This window comes from Bradyrhizobium sp. KBS0727 (assembly GCF_005937885.2).
In the GTDB taxonomy this organism is placed as follows: domain Bacteria; phylum Pseudomonadota; class Alphaproteobacteria; order Rhizobiales; family Xanthobacteraceae; genus Bradyrhizobium.
Genome location: NZ_CP042176.1, coordinates 5,956,836 through 5,975,954, shown reverse-complemented (window position 1 = coordinate 5,975,954; position 19,119 = coordinate 5,956,836). Strand labels below are relative to the sequence as shown.

The 19,119-nt window shown below is 56.3% G+C and carries 6 protein-coding genes; 5 read left to right on the top strand and 1 reads right to left on the bottom strand.

Annotated elements, in window-relative coordinates; all coding sequences use genetic code 11:
• Positions 1-217: 217 nt before the first annotated feature.
• From FFI89_RS27965 to FFI89_RS27945, 5 genes are all read left to right on the top strand, one after another.
• Entirely contained in the window at positions 218-12,400 is a 12,183-nt protein-coding gene (locus tag FFI89_RS27965; protein WP_168213075.1) for a SpvB/TcaC N-terminal domain-containing protein, read from the top strand.
• A 32-nt stretch (positions 12,401-12,432) separates the two neighbouring features.
• Positions 12,433-13,326, top strand: coding sequence for a hypothetical protein (locus FFI89_RS27960; RefSeq protein ID WP_138830754.1), 894 nt, complete (start codon positions 12,433-12,435; stop codon positions 13,324-13,326).
• A gap of 1,371 nt (positions 13,327-14,697) precedes the next feature.
• Positions 14,698-15,321 (top strand): hypothetical protein, encoded by a 624-nt coding sequence (locus FFI89_RS27955; protein ID WP_138830753.1) that lies wholly within the window; start codon positions 14,698-14,700, stop codon positions 15,319-15,321.
• 717 nt (positions 15,322-16,038) lie between these two features.
• Positions 16,039-16,293: a hypothetical protein gene (locus tag FFI89_RS27950; protein WP_138830752.1), complete on the top strand. Its 255-nt coding sequence runs from the start codon at positions 16,039-16,041 to the stop codon at positions 16,291-16,293.
• Positions 16,294-16,683: 390 nt separating this feature from the next.
• On the top strand, positions 16,684-17,709 hold the full coding sequence (locus tag FFI89_RS27945; protein WP_168213074.1) for a helix-turn-helix domain-containing protein: 1,026 nt from the start codon (positions 16,684-16,686) through the stop codon (positions 17,707-17,709).
• 45 nt (positions 17,710-17,754) lie between these two features.
• On the opposite strand, the gene FFI89_RS27940 is transcribed toward FFI89_RS27945, so the two are convergent.
• On the bottom strand, positions 17,755-18,993 hold the full coding sequence (locus FFI89_RS27940; protein WP_138830750.1) for an ABC transporter substrate-binding protein: 1,239 nt from the start codon (positions 18,991-18,993) through the stop codon (positions 17,755-17,757).
• Positions 18,994-19,119 lie beyond the last annotated feature (126 nt).

The following is a 19,119-nucleotide window of genomic DNA, read 5'->3' as shown; positions in this document are numbered from 1 at the left end:
CAGGAAGGGGGCCATATTGCGTTTGTCTTTTAAGCGCGTATTCGATTTAGCCGTCCGGTTGGGATCATCAATCGTCATAGTTATCGGGACGTGGCCTGTTGCGGCACGCCAGCAGAGCGTGCCTAGCGGCTATCAAGCGTCGAACATACCTGACGTCGGGGGGCGGTCAACGCTCGTGAGGCTCTCGCCTGGTATGGAGGAGGCGACTGCCTTTGGAATGACCGTCCGACGGCGTGCCGTTTTGTCAAAGAGCGCAGCGCAAATAGATGTCAGCGTGTTGGTAAGTTGCGAGGAAGATGGCAACCGGAATTCCGACTCAAAGGTTCTGAACGTCACCAAGCAGTGCGCCTCGTTTTCGGTGCTCTCACAAGAACCCGTCAAGATCGAGGTTCCTTTTGATCGGTCCCTGCTTCCGGACGATGTGTCTCCATCCGAAGTTCAATTGTTTCGGATTGACTATGCTGCGGCGACGATCAAGTCGATGGACGCATTTGTCGACATCGAGAACAAGAAAACTGTCGCCACCCTGAATGATCAGGTTGGACGGTTTTTCAATGGAGTCCTCAAAAGCGGAGAGCGACCCGAAAGGCCGCCAGCATCATTTTCCACGGACTCGATGAAGCAGTTACGTTCTGCCAATCCGCTCGGTGGAATATCGATGGTTTCGGCCCCAGCGCCAAATCAAACCGGTGAGCTCAAGCTGCAATTTCCGATCGACTTACCAGCCGCCAACCGGGGAGAGCTAAAGCCCAATTTCGCTGTTTCGTATGTGTCTGGATCGGGATACGGAAACCTGGGAGAAGGTTGGAGTCTGAGCACTCCCTCAATTTCGATTGAAACACGATGGGGTGTGCCCGTCTTTGATCCCAAACTTGAAACGGAAACCTATCTGTTTAACGGCGAGCAGCTTGTCGCAGAAGCTGGTGACTTTCTTCCGGATGCTGCGATTGCGTCATTGCCTCCTTCCCAGTCAGATGGCTCGACGGCCGACATAAGGGCCGCGTCCCTGGAGTTGGTTCCGCAACCGCATCGCGCGACGAAGCTTCGTCCGCGAAAAACCGGCAAAGCTCAATTCGTTCTAAGGCGCGACGAAGGGCTTTGGCGATTTAACCGGTATGGCGATGATCCCGCCCAATACTGGTGGGAGGCCTGGCAAGAGAACGGTCAAGGCGAAATCGTCAAGGTGATGTATTTCGGCAAGGCACCCGGGCGACTACCGAGTGCTTTCGCTGGTGATCTCGGCACGGCGGACTCGCCCACATTCGAGAGCCAAGCGACGCTGCGCACTGGTCCACTTTCAGTTGCCGCAACCCCAAACGCGATTGTCCGCTGGGGGCTCGCGCGGGAGGTGGACGCGTTCGGAAACATTATTGATTACGATTGGCACTACAAATGCCAGATCGCCGGCGGCCCATGTCAGGGGCCCGATACCAATGCAGATTTGCGCGCTAATGATCTTTATTTGACTCGGGTGACTTACTACGGACACCGCGCCCTGGAAGAGACAATCCTCAGGTGCCGAGAAGCGCGACAGGACTTGGCGGGCTGCAAGCGCGACCTGGCGCTTTACGAGGTGAACTTCTCGTGGAAGCCGGGTGAAGGCAAGTTTCAACGGACGGATGGCCGGCTCGGCGGCATGTTGAAATCCGGTGACTTGCTTGGGGCCATTGACGTTCGTTTTCGCAGCAAGTCGGGCGATATCATAAGTCCGGCTTGGGCATGCTCGGCGCCGTTCGTCCGCTACAGTTTCGGTTACGCGGCCGATCCTCTCTACACTGGGAGCAATGCGGCGAAGCAGCGGCTCACGACCGTAACCAAGAGCGTATCGGAAGATGATGCGGGGTCGAAAATTGCCGTATCACTCGCGTCGAATGAAGCGCTGCTTCCAGTTGCCGGTTCGGATTGCAGTCTTCCGAAAAGCGACGCCCCGCTTGCCGGGTCGCAAGCGACCACGAGATTTGAGTATAACAATCGGCAGTTCGTCGGTTCGAGCGATGGACACAGCGAGCACTTTCGCCTGGCTTCAAGCCAACCTTTTGATGTCGATCTGGGAACTCGTATCAACGCGCTGCACGACCTGTTTGGTCTCGGAGCCCAGGGTCCGTTCAATGCGAGCCTTCTCGGAAGCTCCGCCGTATCCGAAACGACCGGCGGATTGTATGCCGGCATAGCTTTGATATCTCCGGAGAAGAGTTTCTCGGCCGGGTTCCGATATTCGTTTGCGTCAAGGGACGGCTACCTGGATCCGACGCTATTGTTCGACGTGACCGGGGACGGCATTCCGGATCTGATCATTAGAGGTAGAGACGGCTATTCGATTTTAGCTGGAACGTTGAACAGTGCCGGGCTGCTTACGTTTAGAGACAGCCCGATTCAAAAGACGCTTCCTAGCGATTTCGCGTTCCAGAGAGAACCTGTTCATTATTGGGACAGTTGGTCTGTCGAGGCTCATCCGTTCTCGCTATTCTTCGGCATTTCTGGCGGCTCATCGAGCACGATCCAGACCAACTATCTCGTCGATATGGACGGCGATGGGAAGGTGGACGCGGTCTCTCCCGGATCCGTGCTTTTCAACGCGAGCCGGACAGGGGCTAGTCCCGCCGGCGGCGAAGTTAAATTTGAGTCGCAATCGCCATACATTGACGGGCTCGTAAGGGATCTAAACCCGATCCCTGACGCCAACTCGGTGGCCGATAACATGACTAAGAGGGTGCAGGTCCCACAGAGCCATAAACATCCGAGATACGACACGGTCCGCTATTGGAAGGCTCCGTTCGACGGTGAGATTGTCGTGAAGGGCACGCCAACGCTGCTGCCGCAGCCAGCAGTCGGCGACCGACCCTATGGTAACCAGGACGGGGTGATTGTCTCGATCGAGCGTGGCAGTCCGAGCGATGCTTTGTCGTCGATTTGCGAAAGCAACAAGCTGACGGAGCAGGCTGGATGGCCAGCAGATCTTCAGAACAAATGCTTCGAAGGGAATCTCGCCGCGCTCAAGAGCAGTATTGGCGCCGTTGAGGGTTCAGCTGTCACAGTTCGCAAGGGCGACGTCATCGCTTTTCGTGTCGATGCGATCGACAATGGCTCGCTCGACGTCATCCGGTGGGACCCGAAGGTTTACTACATAAAAGCGACGGACCTAAACACAAACGGGGCTACCGGCGGCGTTTCCCGGCGCCTCTTCCTCGATTACACGCGGACAGGATCGGGTTCTGGCGAGGCCACCCAGGGATTGGACGTTGTGTTGGCTTCGCTGCGCACCGGTGGATCGGATTGCGCATCTGTTGGAACCAAGGACGAAACAGGAGCCAGTTGGCCAGTCGGCGAGGCTGATGTCGGACTATGTGACCCCTGGGGGCGCAGTTTGGTTCGTTACGGCGCGTCGGCCGAGGCGACACCGCAAGCGTCAACGTTAGGGGCCTGGTCTTCACCGAAGACCGGTAAAGTCAATTTCGCGGGTTCACTCGTCAAACCGCAAACGAGCGGACGTGTCAGGCTGACCTACCAACTAATCGATCCGCCAAAGGATCAGAATGAGCTCGATAACGCAAGAAACCAGGGAAGCACAAAGTTCTCCTGCGATCCGGCCCGCAGCACGACACCGTTCCAAATGGAGCGGTTGATTGGAGGAACGTCTTCCTGGGTGCCCGCAGTGTGGATGGAGCGGGATCCAGGTCGCTATCGGCTCTCTTCCGATTCGAGTTCGAAAACCCAATTGTTCGTAAGAAGCAGCCAGTTGCTGTGCATATTTCTGCAGAGTACGATTCCTGCGTCTGCCGATGACTTGCAGAATCTATTCGCTCAAAGCTACGGGTTTTGGCCGGAAGATGGCAGTCGTTGGAAGTGGATCAGGTCCCTTGGTGCCGGCAACAAGGAGGGGGCGGATCCGTTCACGGTTTCCTTTACAGCCGCTATCGAGGTTGTTGAACAAACCGTTGCGAGTTCGGGCGAAAGAACCGATCGTTCCAGTCCAAGAATACCTGGAAAAGGCCAGGAACTGGCTTTGTCCGAATGCTTTTCAGGCGCCGCACCGCAAATCTACTTGGATCCCGCGTTTCAGAAACTGGACGCCGCTGATCGCGAAAAATTCACGGCCGATCATCCGGCACGACTTGCCTGTCGTGGGGCCTACGAAGAGTATTTTGTGTTGCCACGGTTCGGAGCGGCGGTGGGGTCGACGACTTCGTTTGGCAACTCAAACAGCATCCCACCGAACCCGCTTAGAATCGAGCGACGCCATTCGGAGTTCCGACTGGCGCCCGACGCAAGATCAGACTCGTCGATCCTTCGATGCTGGGCTGAGCCGGGCGCGACACCATTACGTGAGTATCGGTTTTCGCTGCGAGAAAAAATCGTCGGCGGCGCGGCGTCGAACACTACGCTGGACGCTGTCGTTGCTCAACTAAGGACGTCCGCGTACATCAGAACCGATGCGGGATTGATGCCTTTGCCGGTGACCCCTTTTGCTATCTTTAACGAGGCTACGAATAAAACTGTTCCTGTAAAGTTAAGCCACTTGCGTGGTGGGCTCGAGGCGAATGAACGTGCATTCGCCGATACGCGGGTCGCCGGAGAGGCAGTGTTGCAACACGCGCGTCTTCGTAACGGAGGCCTCCAGCGACTAGCCGGAACGGCATTTACGTCGAACTTCAAATTCCCGGTACTTCCCAATTTCGACGGTTCCCGCCTGCCGCAAATACTCGATCAAGCGGAAACTGGCTATGCAATCTGCGCCCCTGAGACTGGCGCCCAGATTGTGCTGGAGACGGTCATCGAGGATACCGGAAAGGTAGGCGAATTCGATTACGCGGCTGCTGCCGGATTGTCCGGCGCGCAGGTGTGTCAGGACGCGATTGCGCGTCCGGCGCCGACGGATCAAAATGCGGAACGCGGGAGGATTTGTCCGATTGGGGGTGCCGTGGTCGAGTATCCCGGGCGAGCCCCGACCGTATCGCCGACCTCGCCTTTGACGCTGCTTGCTGAAGACCTCGTGACTTACAATCAGCGATCCGAGGCGTTGTCGCCTGAAGGCCTTCGCGGGTGGGGAGGCATGGCGGTACGGTACGAAGATCCTCCAACTGCATCAGGAGCCGTTTCGCCCCCAATCGCGATGCAGGCGTCGGATCTCAGGCCGCTGGCAACGTTCGCAGCACTGAGCGAGAAAAGTTCAAGATTCAGCACCCAGTTGCAGAAAGAAGTTGGCGGCCTCCAGAACGGTACGGGGGACTGCCAGTTAAAGCCCGCAAATTCCGGAGACGAGACAAACGAGGGCAAATGCAAGGATCTATCCAACAGTTCTGGGGGGGCCGCGGTGCCCGTCTACCCGCTCTCGGTCCAGTATCGTGTACCAAAGGCGACCAGTGACAATTCTCTGGATACTCCGGACTCGAGACAGGCGTGTCAATTTAACCCTCGCCGCAACTATCCCAAGGCGGCGAACATGCGGGCCCAACTCAGCGTCCCGGATGCCTTGAAGACGCTCGGCCGGACAACAACGTTCACTTCCACTGATAATGCGCAGATTGGCGCTGCGTCGGAAGCCATGCTGGATCCATCGATCTGCAGTATGGGTCCGGACAACGCGATCTGGATTTCCGACGATTTAATGAGCGCCTCGCGTATAGGCCTGAAGGACCTGCACATTGGCGTTGAGAAGGAGTTGTCGAATGTTCGGGCGCAAATTGCTGCGCCTACCGCAGTCGGGTTGCGCGGCATAGCCAAATTGTCGACAGCAGAGGTCCACAGTGAAGCTGCATCTTTCTCCCCCGGCGGAATTTCACATTCCCGGACGGATACGACCACGAAAACAGACATTATCGATCTTAATGGTGATGGATTTCCGGATATCCTTGTTGATGGAAAAATCTATTTTACCGGACCTGGTGGATATTTTCGGTGTGGCGCAAATAGTCCGTGGAACGGGCATGCGACGGCGTGCAACAGCAATGCAGTGCCTGGCTCTGACGTCGTACGAAATACATACGCAAACACATATGGCGGAAGCATCAGCATCGGATCGCCGCCGCATACGTATCCAAAGGATACCAACGGAGGACGCGGCAACACGGGAGGCAGTGCTGGCGGCATAACGCTGAACGAACCTACTAAAGGCAAAGATCCCAGCTTCGCGACATACGGTCTGACTGCAAACCTGAACAAGGGCGCGTCCATGCGCCGCCGCGACTTCATCGATATGAATGGCGACGGCCTCGCCGACCTTGTTGAGGGCGGAGACTGTATTGACCCGCTCAAGGATGGGGAGCCGAGCCCATGCGCGGTGAAGGTCTGGCTGAATCTGGGTTACGGGTTCTCCAATCCGGTCGACTGGCTCGGCGCAAGAGGGGTGTTGGGGGAGCGATCGAACTCTACCGGATTCGGAATCTCGGCGGGTTATTCCAACAGCGAAAACGACGGGGGATATCAGGGTGGGATTTCCGCCAATCTGAATACGTCGCGTCAGGATCGTGTGCTTTTGGATGTCAATGGCGACGGACTCCCGGATCTTGTCTATCTTGCAGGGGACAAGATCAAGGCATTGTTGAATACCGGAACGGGGTTTACGGCGAATCCTGTTGAGATTGGTACAATTCCATCTGGACTAAAGCCAGGGGGGTTGGGACGAACCGAAGCTGACTCGACGTCAGCTGGCGGCGCCTTCTCCTATTTTATTCCCGTTTGGTGGTTGCCGCCGATCTATATTGCCATCAACCCGAACGTCGCGGTCTCGGATTCGGTGACGCGCCAACCGGTCGCGTTCAGAGACGTGGACGGAGATGGATTGCCGGATCTCGTGGTTGGCGAAGGCCTCGGCAACGGTGCCGGCGCTCTCGGATTCGACAACAACAAGGCCGAGGTTGTGCCGAATAACCTTGGCTCGCATGGTCTCTTAAGTGGCGTGTTCCTGCCGACCAACAGGACCGGTACGCCTAATTTCGCTTTCGAATTTCGTCGGACCATGCCAAGCGATCGTGATCCCACCAGCCATTGGGTGCTGTCCTCGATCTCGACCAACAGAGGGTTTTCCGCGGCCGATGCTTCGGCTGAAGGTGAGCGAGTCACCTGCCTATTGTACGGAGACGGCCTGCACGAGCGATTCGAGCGGCGCTTTCTGGGCTTTGGGCGAGTCGAAATGGTCGAGGGTTGTCGCCTCAAGCCCGGCAAAGCCAGGTCGTTGATCGAAGTTGCCGGGGATCCGAAGCAGGATGAAATAATTGACGGTATCCGCAAGACCGTCCGTCACTATTCTAATGGCACTGTTTACGAGAGTGGGCTGCTTCTGTCGGAAGAAGTCTACGACCTGACGGCTGGCGCCGCTGCGTCAAGGATACCGCTGAGAGTAATACGCAATCGTTACGTTCTGGTCGATACTGCGCTTTCCAGTCCCGCGCGCTTCGTCTGTCATAACGTCCGGATCGGCCGAACTGACGTGTTGGATGCCGGCCTCATTTCGAGCGATCGCCTGCCGGCTCGCTGCAGAGACGATTTGCGGCCACCGAATGATGATCTGGAGAACCCTTTGCTTGACCGGAGTCCACGAAGACTGACCCCGGCTCTAGTCCAAACCGTTCGTCTGACTCGGGAAGTAAATTCTGCCGCTAACTGGCCGCTTCGAACGGCTGTCCAATTCAAACCGGATCAATATGGACGCAGCGAGGAGGTTTGCGATTTAGGCGATTTAAGCGGCGCCGGTCTTGAGGACGAACCCGCTACCGAGCCGTCGAATCGTCTGATTCCGGTGACCGCGTTGCGAGCAGCGGTTTGCTCGAAATTGATCTACGAAACGGGCGTGCGACCGATCTTCACGCACGGGGCCAGTGGAGGTGGAACTCTCCTTGTTGAGCAACGCAATCTTGTGCGCGAAGTCACGATCTCGAGCTTTGCCAAGAAGGTGGCGGCGCCAGCCCTGGACGCGCCTGCCGCTCAAGCTCAAGAGTTTTCGTTTGGCGCTGCCGATGCCACCGATCTTGCTTCGTCGTCAAGGATTCGGGTCGCAGAGCGACATCGTTCGGCGGCTTACGATCGACGCACGGGTGCCCGAACGGCACTCTGCTCGTTTGAAAATTTGAATGGGCCAGACCCTTGTGAGAAGGCGCCGAACTATCCTGGACGCGGAGCTTCAATGCTGGCTGCGTCCCGTGCGGGTGTTGTCAAAAAATCCTATTCGTATGACGCGCTTGGAAACCTGGTGCGATATGCAGGCCCCGTGGGCTCCCGCCGTACATTTGTCGCGAAAACATATCGGTACGATCGATATTTGAGTATCGTGGAATCCGGCGAACAAACAGACTATTGCCGTCTTGGCGGCGACGAAGATGGCTCCGTGCCAGATCCTCTATTTCCGCCGGACGCTCCGTGCCTCGATGGCGTGAGCGAGATTGGAGGCATAATCTCGCGATCGGTCATAGTCGACTACCGGCATGCGGTCCCGACTTTATCGATTGATCCGAACCGGAACTTGCTCCTCACACGGCTGGATGGTTTTGGCCGGCCCAAGGATGTCTTGGGTTCGTGGGCATCGCTCGGCGCCGCCTGCTCGATAGATTGTCCGGATTGGTCGAAGGCACCTTTCGATAGCTATTTGGCCGGCAAGTTTGCCGGAACCAACGCCGCGCTGAGGCCGCTTATTAACTTCACAAATCGACTAGACGGCGATGCCGGTCATTCTGTTGGCCCAACAGCGATCGTTACGATTCATGTGACGGCTGGTTTGTACAATTCCACCGGCAGTTTCAGCGTTGCGAACGATGTTCTGTCGTTGCCGACCAAGCACCTCTTCGATCAGTTAGGACAATCGTTGCAAACTATCTCGCCAGCCGCGGTATGTGAGCCAAGTGGCGAGGCTTGGCGTCCAGGCAGCTGTACCGCCACCGCCGAATTTACCGTTACAGGCGCGGTTCTGAAGGACCGGCTGTTCAGGCCAGTTCAGGAGTTCTTGCCCAAAGCTCTCGAAGGAAAGGTCGCCGCCGACATCCAGGCGATTGGATATACAATCGACACGACTGCTCCGTCTACGAAGTTGTCCTTAGACGGTTTCGACCGGACGCTGTCGACCAGACTTCCGGACGGCAACACTTACCAATTCAAATACTCGGTCGCGACAGAAGCGGGACGGGCAGGGGCTCAACTCAGGCATCGAACGACAGCTCGAAACTCACTCTGCGTACCCTCAGTTATTGATCGCGACATCCGCGGCAACATTCGATCTGTTGCGGAAGTGTTTACACCCGGCAGCGCGAAGGTGGGATTAGGCAGCAGTCCGCTGGCCGGGGAGGTCCTCACGGGTGCAAATGAGCGCATCAAGTCCGTTGGCGCCGCTGATGGCGAGCAACAGGCCTATGACTGCAATGACGACGGAGCGATCGACAAAGGCGTCGTCTCGCTTACCGCCTACAATTTCGATGCGCTAAATCAGCTGGTTTCCGTGCGGTTGCCGAATCGGGTTGCCGCTGCCTCGCTGTCTGCCGCTAGCACATCAGACGCAGCTATCCAGCTGGGATATGATCGTCTCGGCCGGCGATTGTTCGTGAACGATCCGGACCGCGGCTTCCAGTTCCGGGCGTATGACGCAGCCAGTAATGTCGTTTGTGACCGGTACGGGCCGCACCGCGACAAGATCGCGAGCAACGAGCTCACTCCAACTGATTGGGCTGTCGAGACAGCGGGACAACCGTCGCCTGGCGCCGGGCCGGCTTGTCGAACTCCGGAAGCGAAAGATCAGGCTCGCCTGACGCGGGTGGTGCAATCCTCGTATATCGGCCCGCTGGTCAAGGAAACACGCTACGTTTGGCCACAGGAGCCCGCCCCACGCGGATCCATCATGCGGTATGGCTCGTCATCGGACGTTGATGGCTTCAAGCGAAACGTCGTGGGGAGGGTACTCGAAGTAGAAGACAATGCAGGCAAGGCGCTTTTTGCCTATGACGCCTTGGGATTGCCAGCGAGTACCAGCAGGGCGCTCATAGCAAGCTTAGCCGAGCTCGTTCCTGGAAAAACAAATCACGTCACGACAAGATACGAGCGCGACGCCTGGGGATCACTGGCGAAGACAAGCGTCTCCGCTGACGTCCCGGCATTTCGCGGCAAGCCGGACGATAGTATGTCGGTGACCCGCGAGATCTCGCAAGCCTACACCGTGGCCGGACAGCTACAGTCGGTGTCGATTGCGAGTGCTGGTACGACGCCAATCGCCGTCCTGAAAGACGTAAAATACGATTCCCGCGGAAATGTTGTCCGGGTTCAATATGAGAACGGCGTGACGACGGAAAATCGATACAATGCGGCATCCAGTCGCCTGATCGCATCTTCTTCCCAGATCGGAATCGGTTGTAATGATCCAGGCGCGTCGTCCGACTGCGTGACGCGGCCATCGCCCATCCTATTCCAGAACCTCACCTACCGTTATGACCCGGGCGGGAATGTCCTGACATATACGAACAAGCCTCGTTACCGGGCAGATTGCCGTGAGATCTCAATCGGCGAAAATTGCGACTCTATCTCGCCTGATGATGCTCGAAACTGGGGCCTGCTGATAACCGGCTCTGACAATGCCTTCCGTTACGATGAACTGAATAGAGTCAGATCCGCTTCAAAAAAGATCGGAACGTTTGAGAGTTCGGCGAAGAGTGATCCGTTGACCACAGCCACGGTAAATTCTGCAGCCCCGTTCGAATTGAAGTTTGAGGAAACTTTCTCATTTTTGGCCGACCACACGGTCGAACGGATGCATCGAACGGCAGAACGGCGACAACTGGGATCGACCGAAGTCAGGAATAGCCTCCGGTCCCTCGCATATTCCTATAGCGATAACGCGGATTATCCGCGTCACGCGCCATGGACAATATCGCGTTCGACAAAAGAGGGGCCGGCCGCTGCGCAGGGCTTCGGGATCAAAATGGGCTTCGACAACTACGGTCGTATGACGGCTGTGGTCTGCGACAAAAAGGTACTTTGCGCCGAGGATCAGCTTGAGCGGCGCTATCACTGGTATGCCGAAGATACCCTCCGCCAAACGCTCGCCGGCAAGGAAAAGTCCGAATTTACAAAGAACGACAAGCGGATCTCTGCCTGGTACGACCGCATAGACTCCGAATACAGCTTCGATGGACAGCGACTTTACAAGTCTCGAAATGAGGAGGGATGGGCCGCGCCGCCTACCACGCCCAAGGACACGCGCCTTACCGATGTCCGCATATCAGACACGTTATACCTTGATCCGCTATTGACTGTAACACGGCGCGGAAACGGCAAGCCCCAGGCGCTGCTACACCTGTTTGCGGGAAGCGCCCGACTTGCCTCCGTCTGGTTGCCCGATAAAGGTGGCGACGAAACTCAGGTGTTTACTTATCACGCGCAACTGCAAACCCGAAACGTCTCCGATGTGTTACGTTCGACACTGGGCAAGCCGCAGACGGCGCGTCTACACCAGCAGGTCGAATATGCGACCTTTGGCGAGATCCTAAACGAACGCGAAAGGTCGCTTGACGACAATTTGGTTGTATTTCCAGGCGGGGGGAAGCGCCCCCAGACAAGCCGGGAAGCGGCGGGGCTGCCCCACTATCGATTTAACGGCAAGGAGGAAGACGAGGCTGGGATCATCGATTTTGGGATGAGGTCCTACGACAACCGCCTGTCGATCTGGTTGCGCCCGGATCCCGCTCTAGGCGCTTATCTCTCGGGCGGCCTGAATGGCGGTGTTTATGCATCAAAGAACCTGGCAAGCTACCAGTTTGCAGGCCAAAACCCGATTTCAAATGTCGATGTCGGAGGAGCTTACACTTGCGCAAATGAGGACTGCAGTATGGCGACTATTGATGCGTATCCACAAGAGTCGGGAATACGATCAGGTCTGTCGCGGAGCCAGTCTTCGTTTTCGATGGCGGAACCTCAATTTTGGAGGTCAGTCATCGCTTCCGTCCTGGCAGGGCCAAATCATCATGCCGGCGTTCAAATTTCATTCCGGAATGATGTGCCCGGTGGTCCATCTACGCATCGCCCAATGCGAACTGCGACCGCACGCATGGTCGAGCGGGCTGTCATTCAAGCACCAGGGGTGTGGTCTGTGAACATCAACAGCAGCGTGGGTGGCCACGACGCCGGACGCCATCCAACCGGAAATGCTGTGGATATAAATCTGGTGAATGGTCATCCAGTCTACGACCCCGGAAATCATAATGCGAGTTCGTCTCTTTTCCAATCCTTTCGGGCGCAACCGGATATCGACGAGTACTATGGCCCAGACTTGCTCGAAAGGATGACAAAGCCTGGAACTATCGATCGTTTGAACAAACCGTGGGACAAATTTAATACGAAGTTGCGTAATGAGCATAAAAATCACCAGCATTACAGCAGGATGCCGAGGAATGCCGAAGAGAATACGCAAGTGATCGCGCCACCAAACTAAGCGCCTTGATGCGCAATCGGAGGTCGACCTAGATGAAGCGATTTTCGGTGCTGCTTTTTATGGGCGCGCTTTCGAGCTCCATTTCGTGCGTCGCCTTTGCAGCTGAAGGGCCCGACAGGCGTCTCAATAGAGACGTCTGGAGAGGCATATTTGAGTACACGACGTTCAACGACAAAATGTCGCAATACAAGATCATCGCGCTGGCGCGTTCCCCGATTTCGGGCGCGGGAATCGTCGGTCGTGCCGATCAAGCCGGACAGTCGTCCAATCGGATTAGCGTTCCGGCTCGCTCCCTCCTGACCAAGGTATTCAAGAAGTGCATGGAGGCGAACAAATTGCCGTCTTCTTCGATCCCGGCCGATAGCTCCATTTCCGATACAATTAATGGATTGCGCGGCGGTACGGTTGCCGGAGGCGGACTGTGGGGGCCACAGTTGTTGCGGGTTCGTGGAACCGCCCTCGAGCCGAAGCACGACTTCGTGGCACAATGCATGTCGGCCGACGTCGGACTTCCTACGTTCTTCGTGACGTTTGCCGATTTTACCAATGTTTCGGATCCCGCGGTTGTTTACACAGAACTGGCCAACGAGTTTGCGCGCATTGGCCTGATGAGAAAAAATCCGAAGAAATGGGTCGGTGACATCAAACGCGTTTATGCAGAACGAGACATTCCGATTTCAGAAGGCGAGGCCGTCCGGGAACTGCTCAACGGTCTGCCGCCACCCTTCGAGGACCAGCTTGCGCGGTTCGACAATGCCAATGGGCCTGCGGAGGTGGAGACGACATTGTCAGGCATTATCGATGAAATGGCCGACGTGGGGATCATTAACGTGAAGCCGCGGGCAGCGGATTTGTTTGATGCGTCAGCGCTGAAAGCAATTGCGAGCGATCCCAGGCTGCGGAAAATAGCGACGTCAAATGACTGACAGTCGCGGCTCGCTCGACTACTCCTCGATCTAAGAATGGACGGCAGAAGCAATTGCTGGGGCTATGGATCTATCAGCAGATTAGCATGAAAACATGCGAAACGAGCCAGCCCGCCAATTTACGAAGTGTTTGTAAGGATGGAGTCATTGGGCGAACTGGCAAGCAAATATGTGAAATGGAGTCAGTCTGCCAACCAACAATCAAATCGTACAAATGGAGCCAGTCTGCTGGCTCAGAAGGCTTCATACGAAAGCTTATCAGTCTATCGATCGAGAACCGATCGTTGCAGACTGGTAAGGTTTGGCCGTGATGATCAGCCGCGGTTCGATCTGCTCCGCAAACTTTAGGCTTCGCTGGTGGGTCGCAGCCGCGCCGGCTGGTCGTTAAGCTTGCTCGAGCTGCCCCTGTTTGGCGTGGGGTAGCTCAAATTGGCCCATGATGGATTGGAGCGAGAGTCGAAGATTTTCAATTGGTTAGAAGTTGTCGTGTGCACGACGTGTGCACCGGGAGATCAAGAAAAATCCCATCACGGTCAATGTGGGATTGCGAACAGGGCAGGCCGAATGGATGGAATAGAGGCAGGGGAATTATTCGGGGGTCACCGAAGGAGAGGTTCAGCTTGAGAATATTCTCTAAATCGACCGATATGCGGCATCAGCCGCGCTCAGGACGTCAGATATTTCGTCTCGACTTCGGTTATGATTCCCACAGTGAATGTAGAGCAGGAGCATGTCCCATGTTGGCGGGATTGGGCCTTCTCCAAGCCCACAAGCTCGATCCCATCTCCACCGGGCAGATATGGGACGGCCTCGACGATCGTGGCTAAGCTGCGAGTCTTGATCAGAAATCGCTTGGCGAAGCGACGCAATTCCTACGGGACGGCATGCCTGACGCGGTGGTGTCACCCGTAGGCCATGAGCGTTGATGATCTTTCGTGCGGCCCTTTCCCAGGCAGATGGCCTCGAATTCCATCACCGTGAGACCCCGTTAGACATGTGCGGAAAGACCGCGGGTCGACAATTCCCTGCCGCTTTTGTCTACTGGAATGAGCGACCGCGTAGAGTTGCGTGGGCTTCTAGGTCTGAGAGCCAACTTCGTTATCGTGCACAGCTAGCGTCGAAGATGTTAACCCCGCAGTCGTGTCTTGGGGACGGTGAAACGTTTGCAAAGGAAGAGGTACTCAATGGCTCATAGCGAAGCTAGCCCCGGCGAAAGCGTCGGATAGCCGGAAACTGGGTAGTGTTCTTGTCTAACGTCGCGCCCTGCTTGCAATTTTGATTTGCTACAACTAGGCTCCTTTCTTGGGGCAACCGGTGGATTTGAGGTTGCATTCGGCTTCGCGCGGGGGCGGGATGTCTGTTGGATATTTGTTGACGCTCGCATTCAGTTTTGTCGGACATGCACTTTCGTTCCTATCCATATTATCATTTCTCTTAGTCTCCAATCTGGACCTAGTCCGCCCGGCCTATGCAGCCAGCGTTGTCCGGCCGATTGCTCCGCAGAGGGCGGATAGTCCGACGACTCAATTGCAGTCCTTCTTTTTTGATCTGCCGATTGATCCAGCTGCGATCGAGCGGGCCGAACTTGTTTATGACGCGCCGACCGCACGGACACCCGCCGGAACCCGACGTTCGCTGAATGGCAGAACTGCCTTCGGCGGATTCCTGGATGAAGGTGCTACAGGAACGACCGAGATTGTTGAACCGATCGCTGCAGGTGCACTGCGTCGAGGCGTGAACTCAGTCGTCTTTTCACCGAACGCTTTTGGTGACGCGTCGTTAGTCCAAAAACCTCGGTTGCAGGTGCAAGCGGCTGATGCCTCAGGGAAACCAGGTACGCAGATCATTCAACCTCTCGGATTTGAGACCGACCGGCGGATGCGGACGCTCCGATTTTCCGACAGCTCGCCGTCCCTAAATCGTCTGATTGCGGCAATTGACGTCAAGGAGCGGCCGAAGCAGGCGATCGACATAACCTATCTCATATTTCGGTAACCGGGCTCTTGTCCGTGGAATTGTGCACGGTGATGCGGTGGGGGCGGGCTTGGCGCTCACGATTGGTGGTCGCCGGATACCCCATGATCTCGGCATGTTTGAAGCAATTATCGAACGTCCGACAGGCAATCTTTCGCAGGGCCGTGAAAGCGCTGCCGATCAAACCGAATGGTCGGTTGCGGTCGAGGCGTCATTCGCCGATGGCAGGACCGCCAGTCGCACCCTGACGTTTACCCGCCCCCAACGCGAGACGTCCCTCAGTCAAGTGCCAGAGGTAGTCGCGACGTCGGCACGGTGATGCCCAGGGCCTTCGCCGTTCGCTGGTTAGTGACAAAGTCGAAAATCATTCATGATCTCGTCCTGCCGCCTCGCCGCGGCGGCCGGATAGTCGGGTGCAGCCTTTCCATCTACCCCTAAGCGCTTGCGCTCGGCTGTTTCGGCAATGACTGATAATCTGTTGCCAATTTGACGCAGTCGGGAAAACTCGGCAAAGCCGCTTTCGCCGTCGACTGCAATCGCTCGACATATCCCTCAACAGGCAGATACGTTCGTGTTTTATTTTGCGTATTGTCATCAGTTGTTGCGGGGCGTGGCGTGAGCATTCAGATCACGACGTTGAAGGTCTTGGCGGGACACCCGGAAGGGCGAGCAACGCACGCTGACGTCACGAGATCTGCCGCCATCCTAATGTCTAGCGGCGTGGATTGGTCAGACCGCATGAAGCGCCTGGCGGCGCGCGCGCCGGACCTGAGCATCTTTTCCAGCGGCTATGTGATCCGAGACGACAGCGGGTGGCAGATCACCGATGCCGGCCGCGCCTTCCTTACATCAATCGAAGTGGCAACCTGCGAGTCGGCAGTTATTGAACTCGAGGTCGCTCAGCCAGCGCTCACCGCCGAGGCTGATCTTCCGCCGAATGTTGTTCGTATCACGGACTTGGCGGAGCGACGTCGCCAGCGCGAAGCCGCCTAAAAGAGTTGCGCGACGCATAAGCTGTCATTGTCATGATTCTGAATTGAAGAGAGGTCGATGTCAGGGCGCTTATTTCCACGCGTTGCACAGGTTGCGGTGGTCGGCCGCGACGTCTCCGGCAACGAGGGGTGGTGTCGTTCGTGAGCCGGCATCACACTGTTGAGGTCGGCGCGCTGATGCGATGGGGCGCCGAGTGGCTGCCACCCTACAAGCGTCCCGCCGAGATCATTGTCAAAGCAGAGTAGCGAATTGGGCTAACCCAAGATCTTTAAGATCCAGCTCAAGCAAATGGGCGTATCCAAGTAAAACGGGTGGTGAAACCTGGCAATGTCTGCTAGTGGGAGGATAACTTTATTACCATCGGCAAGGGTTCGTTTCCTGACCAAACGGTTGAAATCGACGGTTTCGCCACTCTCCCACGCGTTGAAGGCCATTGGCGACCCATGGAGCTTCCTCATCCACCAGGAAGCGTTCTTTGGAGTGCGGCGGTTCGACGATTTCCAGCGAAACTTGAATATTGCTCGGAATACTTTGACGGACCGTCTCGCGCTCCTGATCAGTTGCGATCTTCTCAAGAAAAAGGGTTATCAGACGCGTCCCCGCCGATACGAGTACCGGCTGACGGAACGCGGCCTTGATACCTACCCCTACGCCCTTTCGCTGATGAAATGGGGCGACGAATGGCTTCCGCATGAGAAGGGACCGCCGGTTCGCCTTCGTCACAAGACGTGCAACAAGCCGCTTCATCCTTCCGCCATTTGTGAAGCATGCCGGAGGGAAGTTCGGGCGGAAGATGTCTCGATCAATCCCCTTAGTGCCAAGGATCCTGCACCGGAAGACGGCGCGCAAGTGAGATACTCCTCGCGTCCGGAATTATACACCGGTGGCAGGCCCACGTCGGTCGGCGGGACCTTGGCGGCGATCGGCGACAGGTGGGGCTTTTTTGTTCTCTGGCTCGCTTTTGCCGGAATAACCAAGTTCGACCATTTCCATCGTATCCTTGGGATCGCGCGAACGACACTGACGGCACGGCTTGATCGGCTCGTGCAACAAGGCTTGCTCGATCGTATTCAGTATCAGGACCGGCCACCCAGGCACGATTACCATCTCACTTCGAAGGGCAAGGCCCTCTGTCCCGTCCTTCTGACCCTGTTCGACTGGGGCAAGCGCGGGTTGGGAACCGAAATGACGGACGCCTCCGTTTTGCATAAGTCTTGCGGCCAGCCACTCCGGGTACTCGTGGTTTGCGAGAACTGCAAAGAAGTTCCAAACCCTCATGACGTCGAAGTCATCACGAGAAATGAAGCAAGGCAATCCACCGTTCAAAATACCGGGTCGCCAAGCTTGTCGCGCATTTCGTCATCCGCTCAGACCAAGAGTGGCTCTCGAACGAAGGCCATCAGCTCTGACAGTTAAAAACACTTCGTAGTCGAGATGGACGCCTGTCGTACGGAACAGCCGCTATTTCCCTGCTTCGTCACTGCCGTTGATGACATCGCCGAAAAGCTCCCACTTTTCACCTTTCAAGCGAATCATCCGCATCTGTTCAATCGGGGCGAAGTCTGAAGCGCTGGTGTTGATCGAGATTCCCGGCAGCAGCACGTCGGGCATGAAATTAGTCAGGCTGGCGGCTTGCCTCATGACGTTTTCGCGCGTGAGGTCATCACCGCATTGCTGCAGCACCTTTGTCATCGTCTGCGCGATACCATAGCCATATACGACAAAGAAATCCGCTTTGTTGGCGTCAGGCGCATACTTCGCAAGGAAAGCGTAGAACTTCTTCATGCCCTCGTCGTCGTTCCATTGCGGATCGGAACTGTCCTTCAGATAGGCCGTGGAAATAAGGCCTTGCGCTTTGTCGAAGCCCACAGGTTGAATTACCGTGCCGATCGAAGATCCAATGCTGGACAGGATGAATAGCGGATTCCATCCAATCTCCGCGACCTTGCGGATCGATTGCGCGGCGACCTTGGTCAACGCAACAGCGATGAAGACATCGGCGCCCGTGGACCTGAGATTGACAATATGCGAATCGACCGTCGGCTCCGACGTTTCATAACCTTCTGCGGCAACGATCATCGAGGCCTTTTGACCAAGGCCGTCTTTCAAGCCCTTTAGATAGTCTTTCCCCAGATCATCGTTCTGATACAGGACGGCGATCCTGGCGTCCGGTTTTTCCCTCAGCAAATACTTTGCATAGATGCGTCCTTCGTTCTGGTAATTCGGTTGGTAGCCCATCGTCCAGGGAAAATCCTTGGGGTCATTCCATCTTGTAGCGCCGCTGCCAACAAAGAGCTGCGGAACCTTCTTGGCATTCAGGTATTTCTGGATCGCTACATTCGACGGAGTGCCGACCGGGTTAAAAACCAACAAGACCTCGTCACTTTCCACGAGCTTGCGAGCCTGTTCCACCGATTTAGGCGGACTGTATGCATCGTCATAGGAAATGAACTTTATCTTGCGGCCATTGATACCGCCTTCATCATTGACCTTTCTGAAATAAGCGTCCTCGATTTTGGCGATTACGCCCAAACTCGAGACGGGGCCGCTGTAGGCGACGATATTCCCGATCTTGATCTCGGTGTCCGTCGCGCCGACGTCGTACTTCTTCTGGGCAGATGCGGCGCCGTTCAGCGCGGCCGTGAGCAGCAACGGAATTGCAAATCTGACGTGGCGGAGACGCGCGGGTGTCCTGAACATTCTTCCCTCCAAGGCGTTCGGTTTTTCCTCTATTCGCCTGCCGGTATCCGGTTCTGCAGCGAGGAGGCGGCTTTCTCGATGTGGTCAGTTGCCTAACGCTACAATACATTGTAAGTAGCTTTAAGC

Excerpts from the sequence above, each read along its gene's own strand:
- FFI89_RS27950 (WP_138830752.1), top strand. The coding sequence starts at position 16,039 with ATGAAGCGCCTGGCGGCGCGCGCGCCGGACCTGAGCATCTTTTCCAGC.
- FFI89_RS27965 (WP_168213075.1), top strand. The coding sequence starts at position 218 with ATGACCGTCCGACGGCGTGCCGTTTTGTCAAAGAGCGCAGCGCAAATA.
- FFI89_RS27940 (WP_138830750.1), bottom strand. The coding sequence starts at position 18,993 with ATGTTCAGGACACCCGCGCGTCTCCGCCACGTCAGATTTGCAATTCCG.
- FFI89_RS27960 (WP_138830754.1), top strand. The coding sequence starts at position 12,433 with ATGAAGCGATTTTCGGTGCTGCTTTTTATGGGCGCGCTTTCGAGCTCC.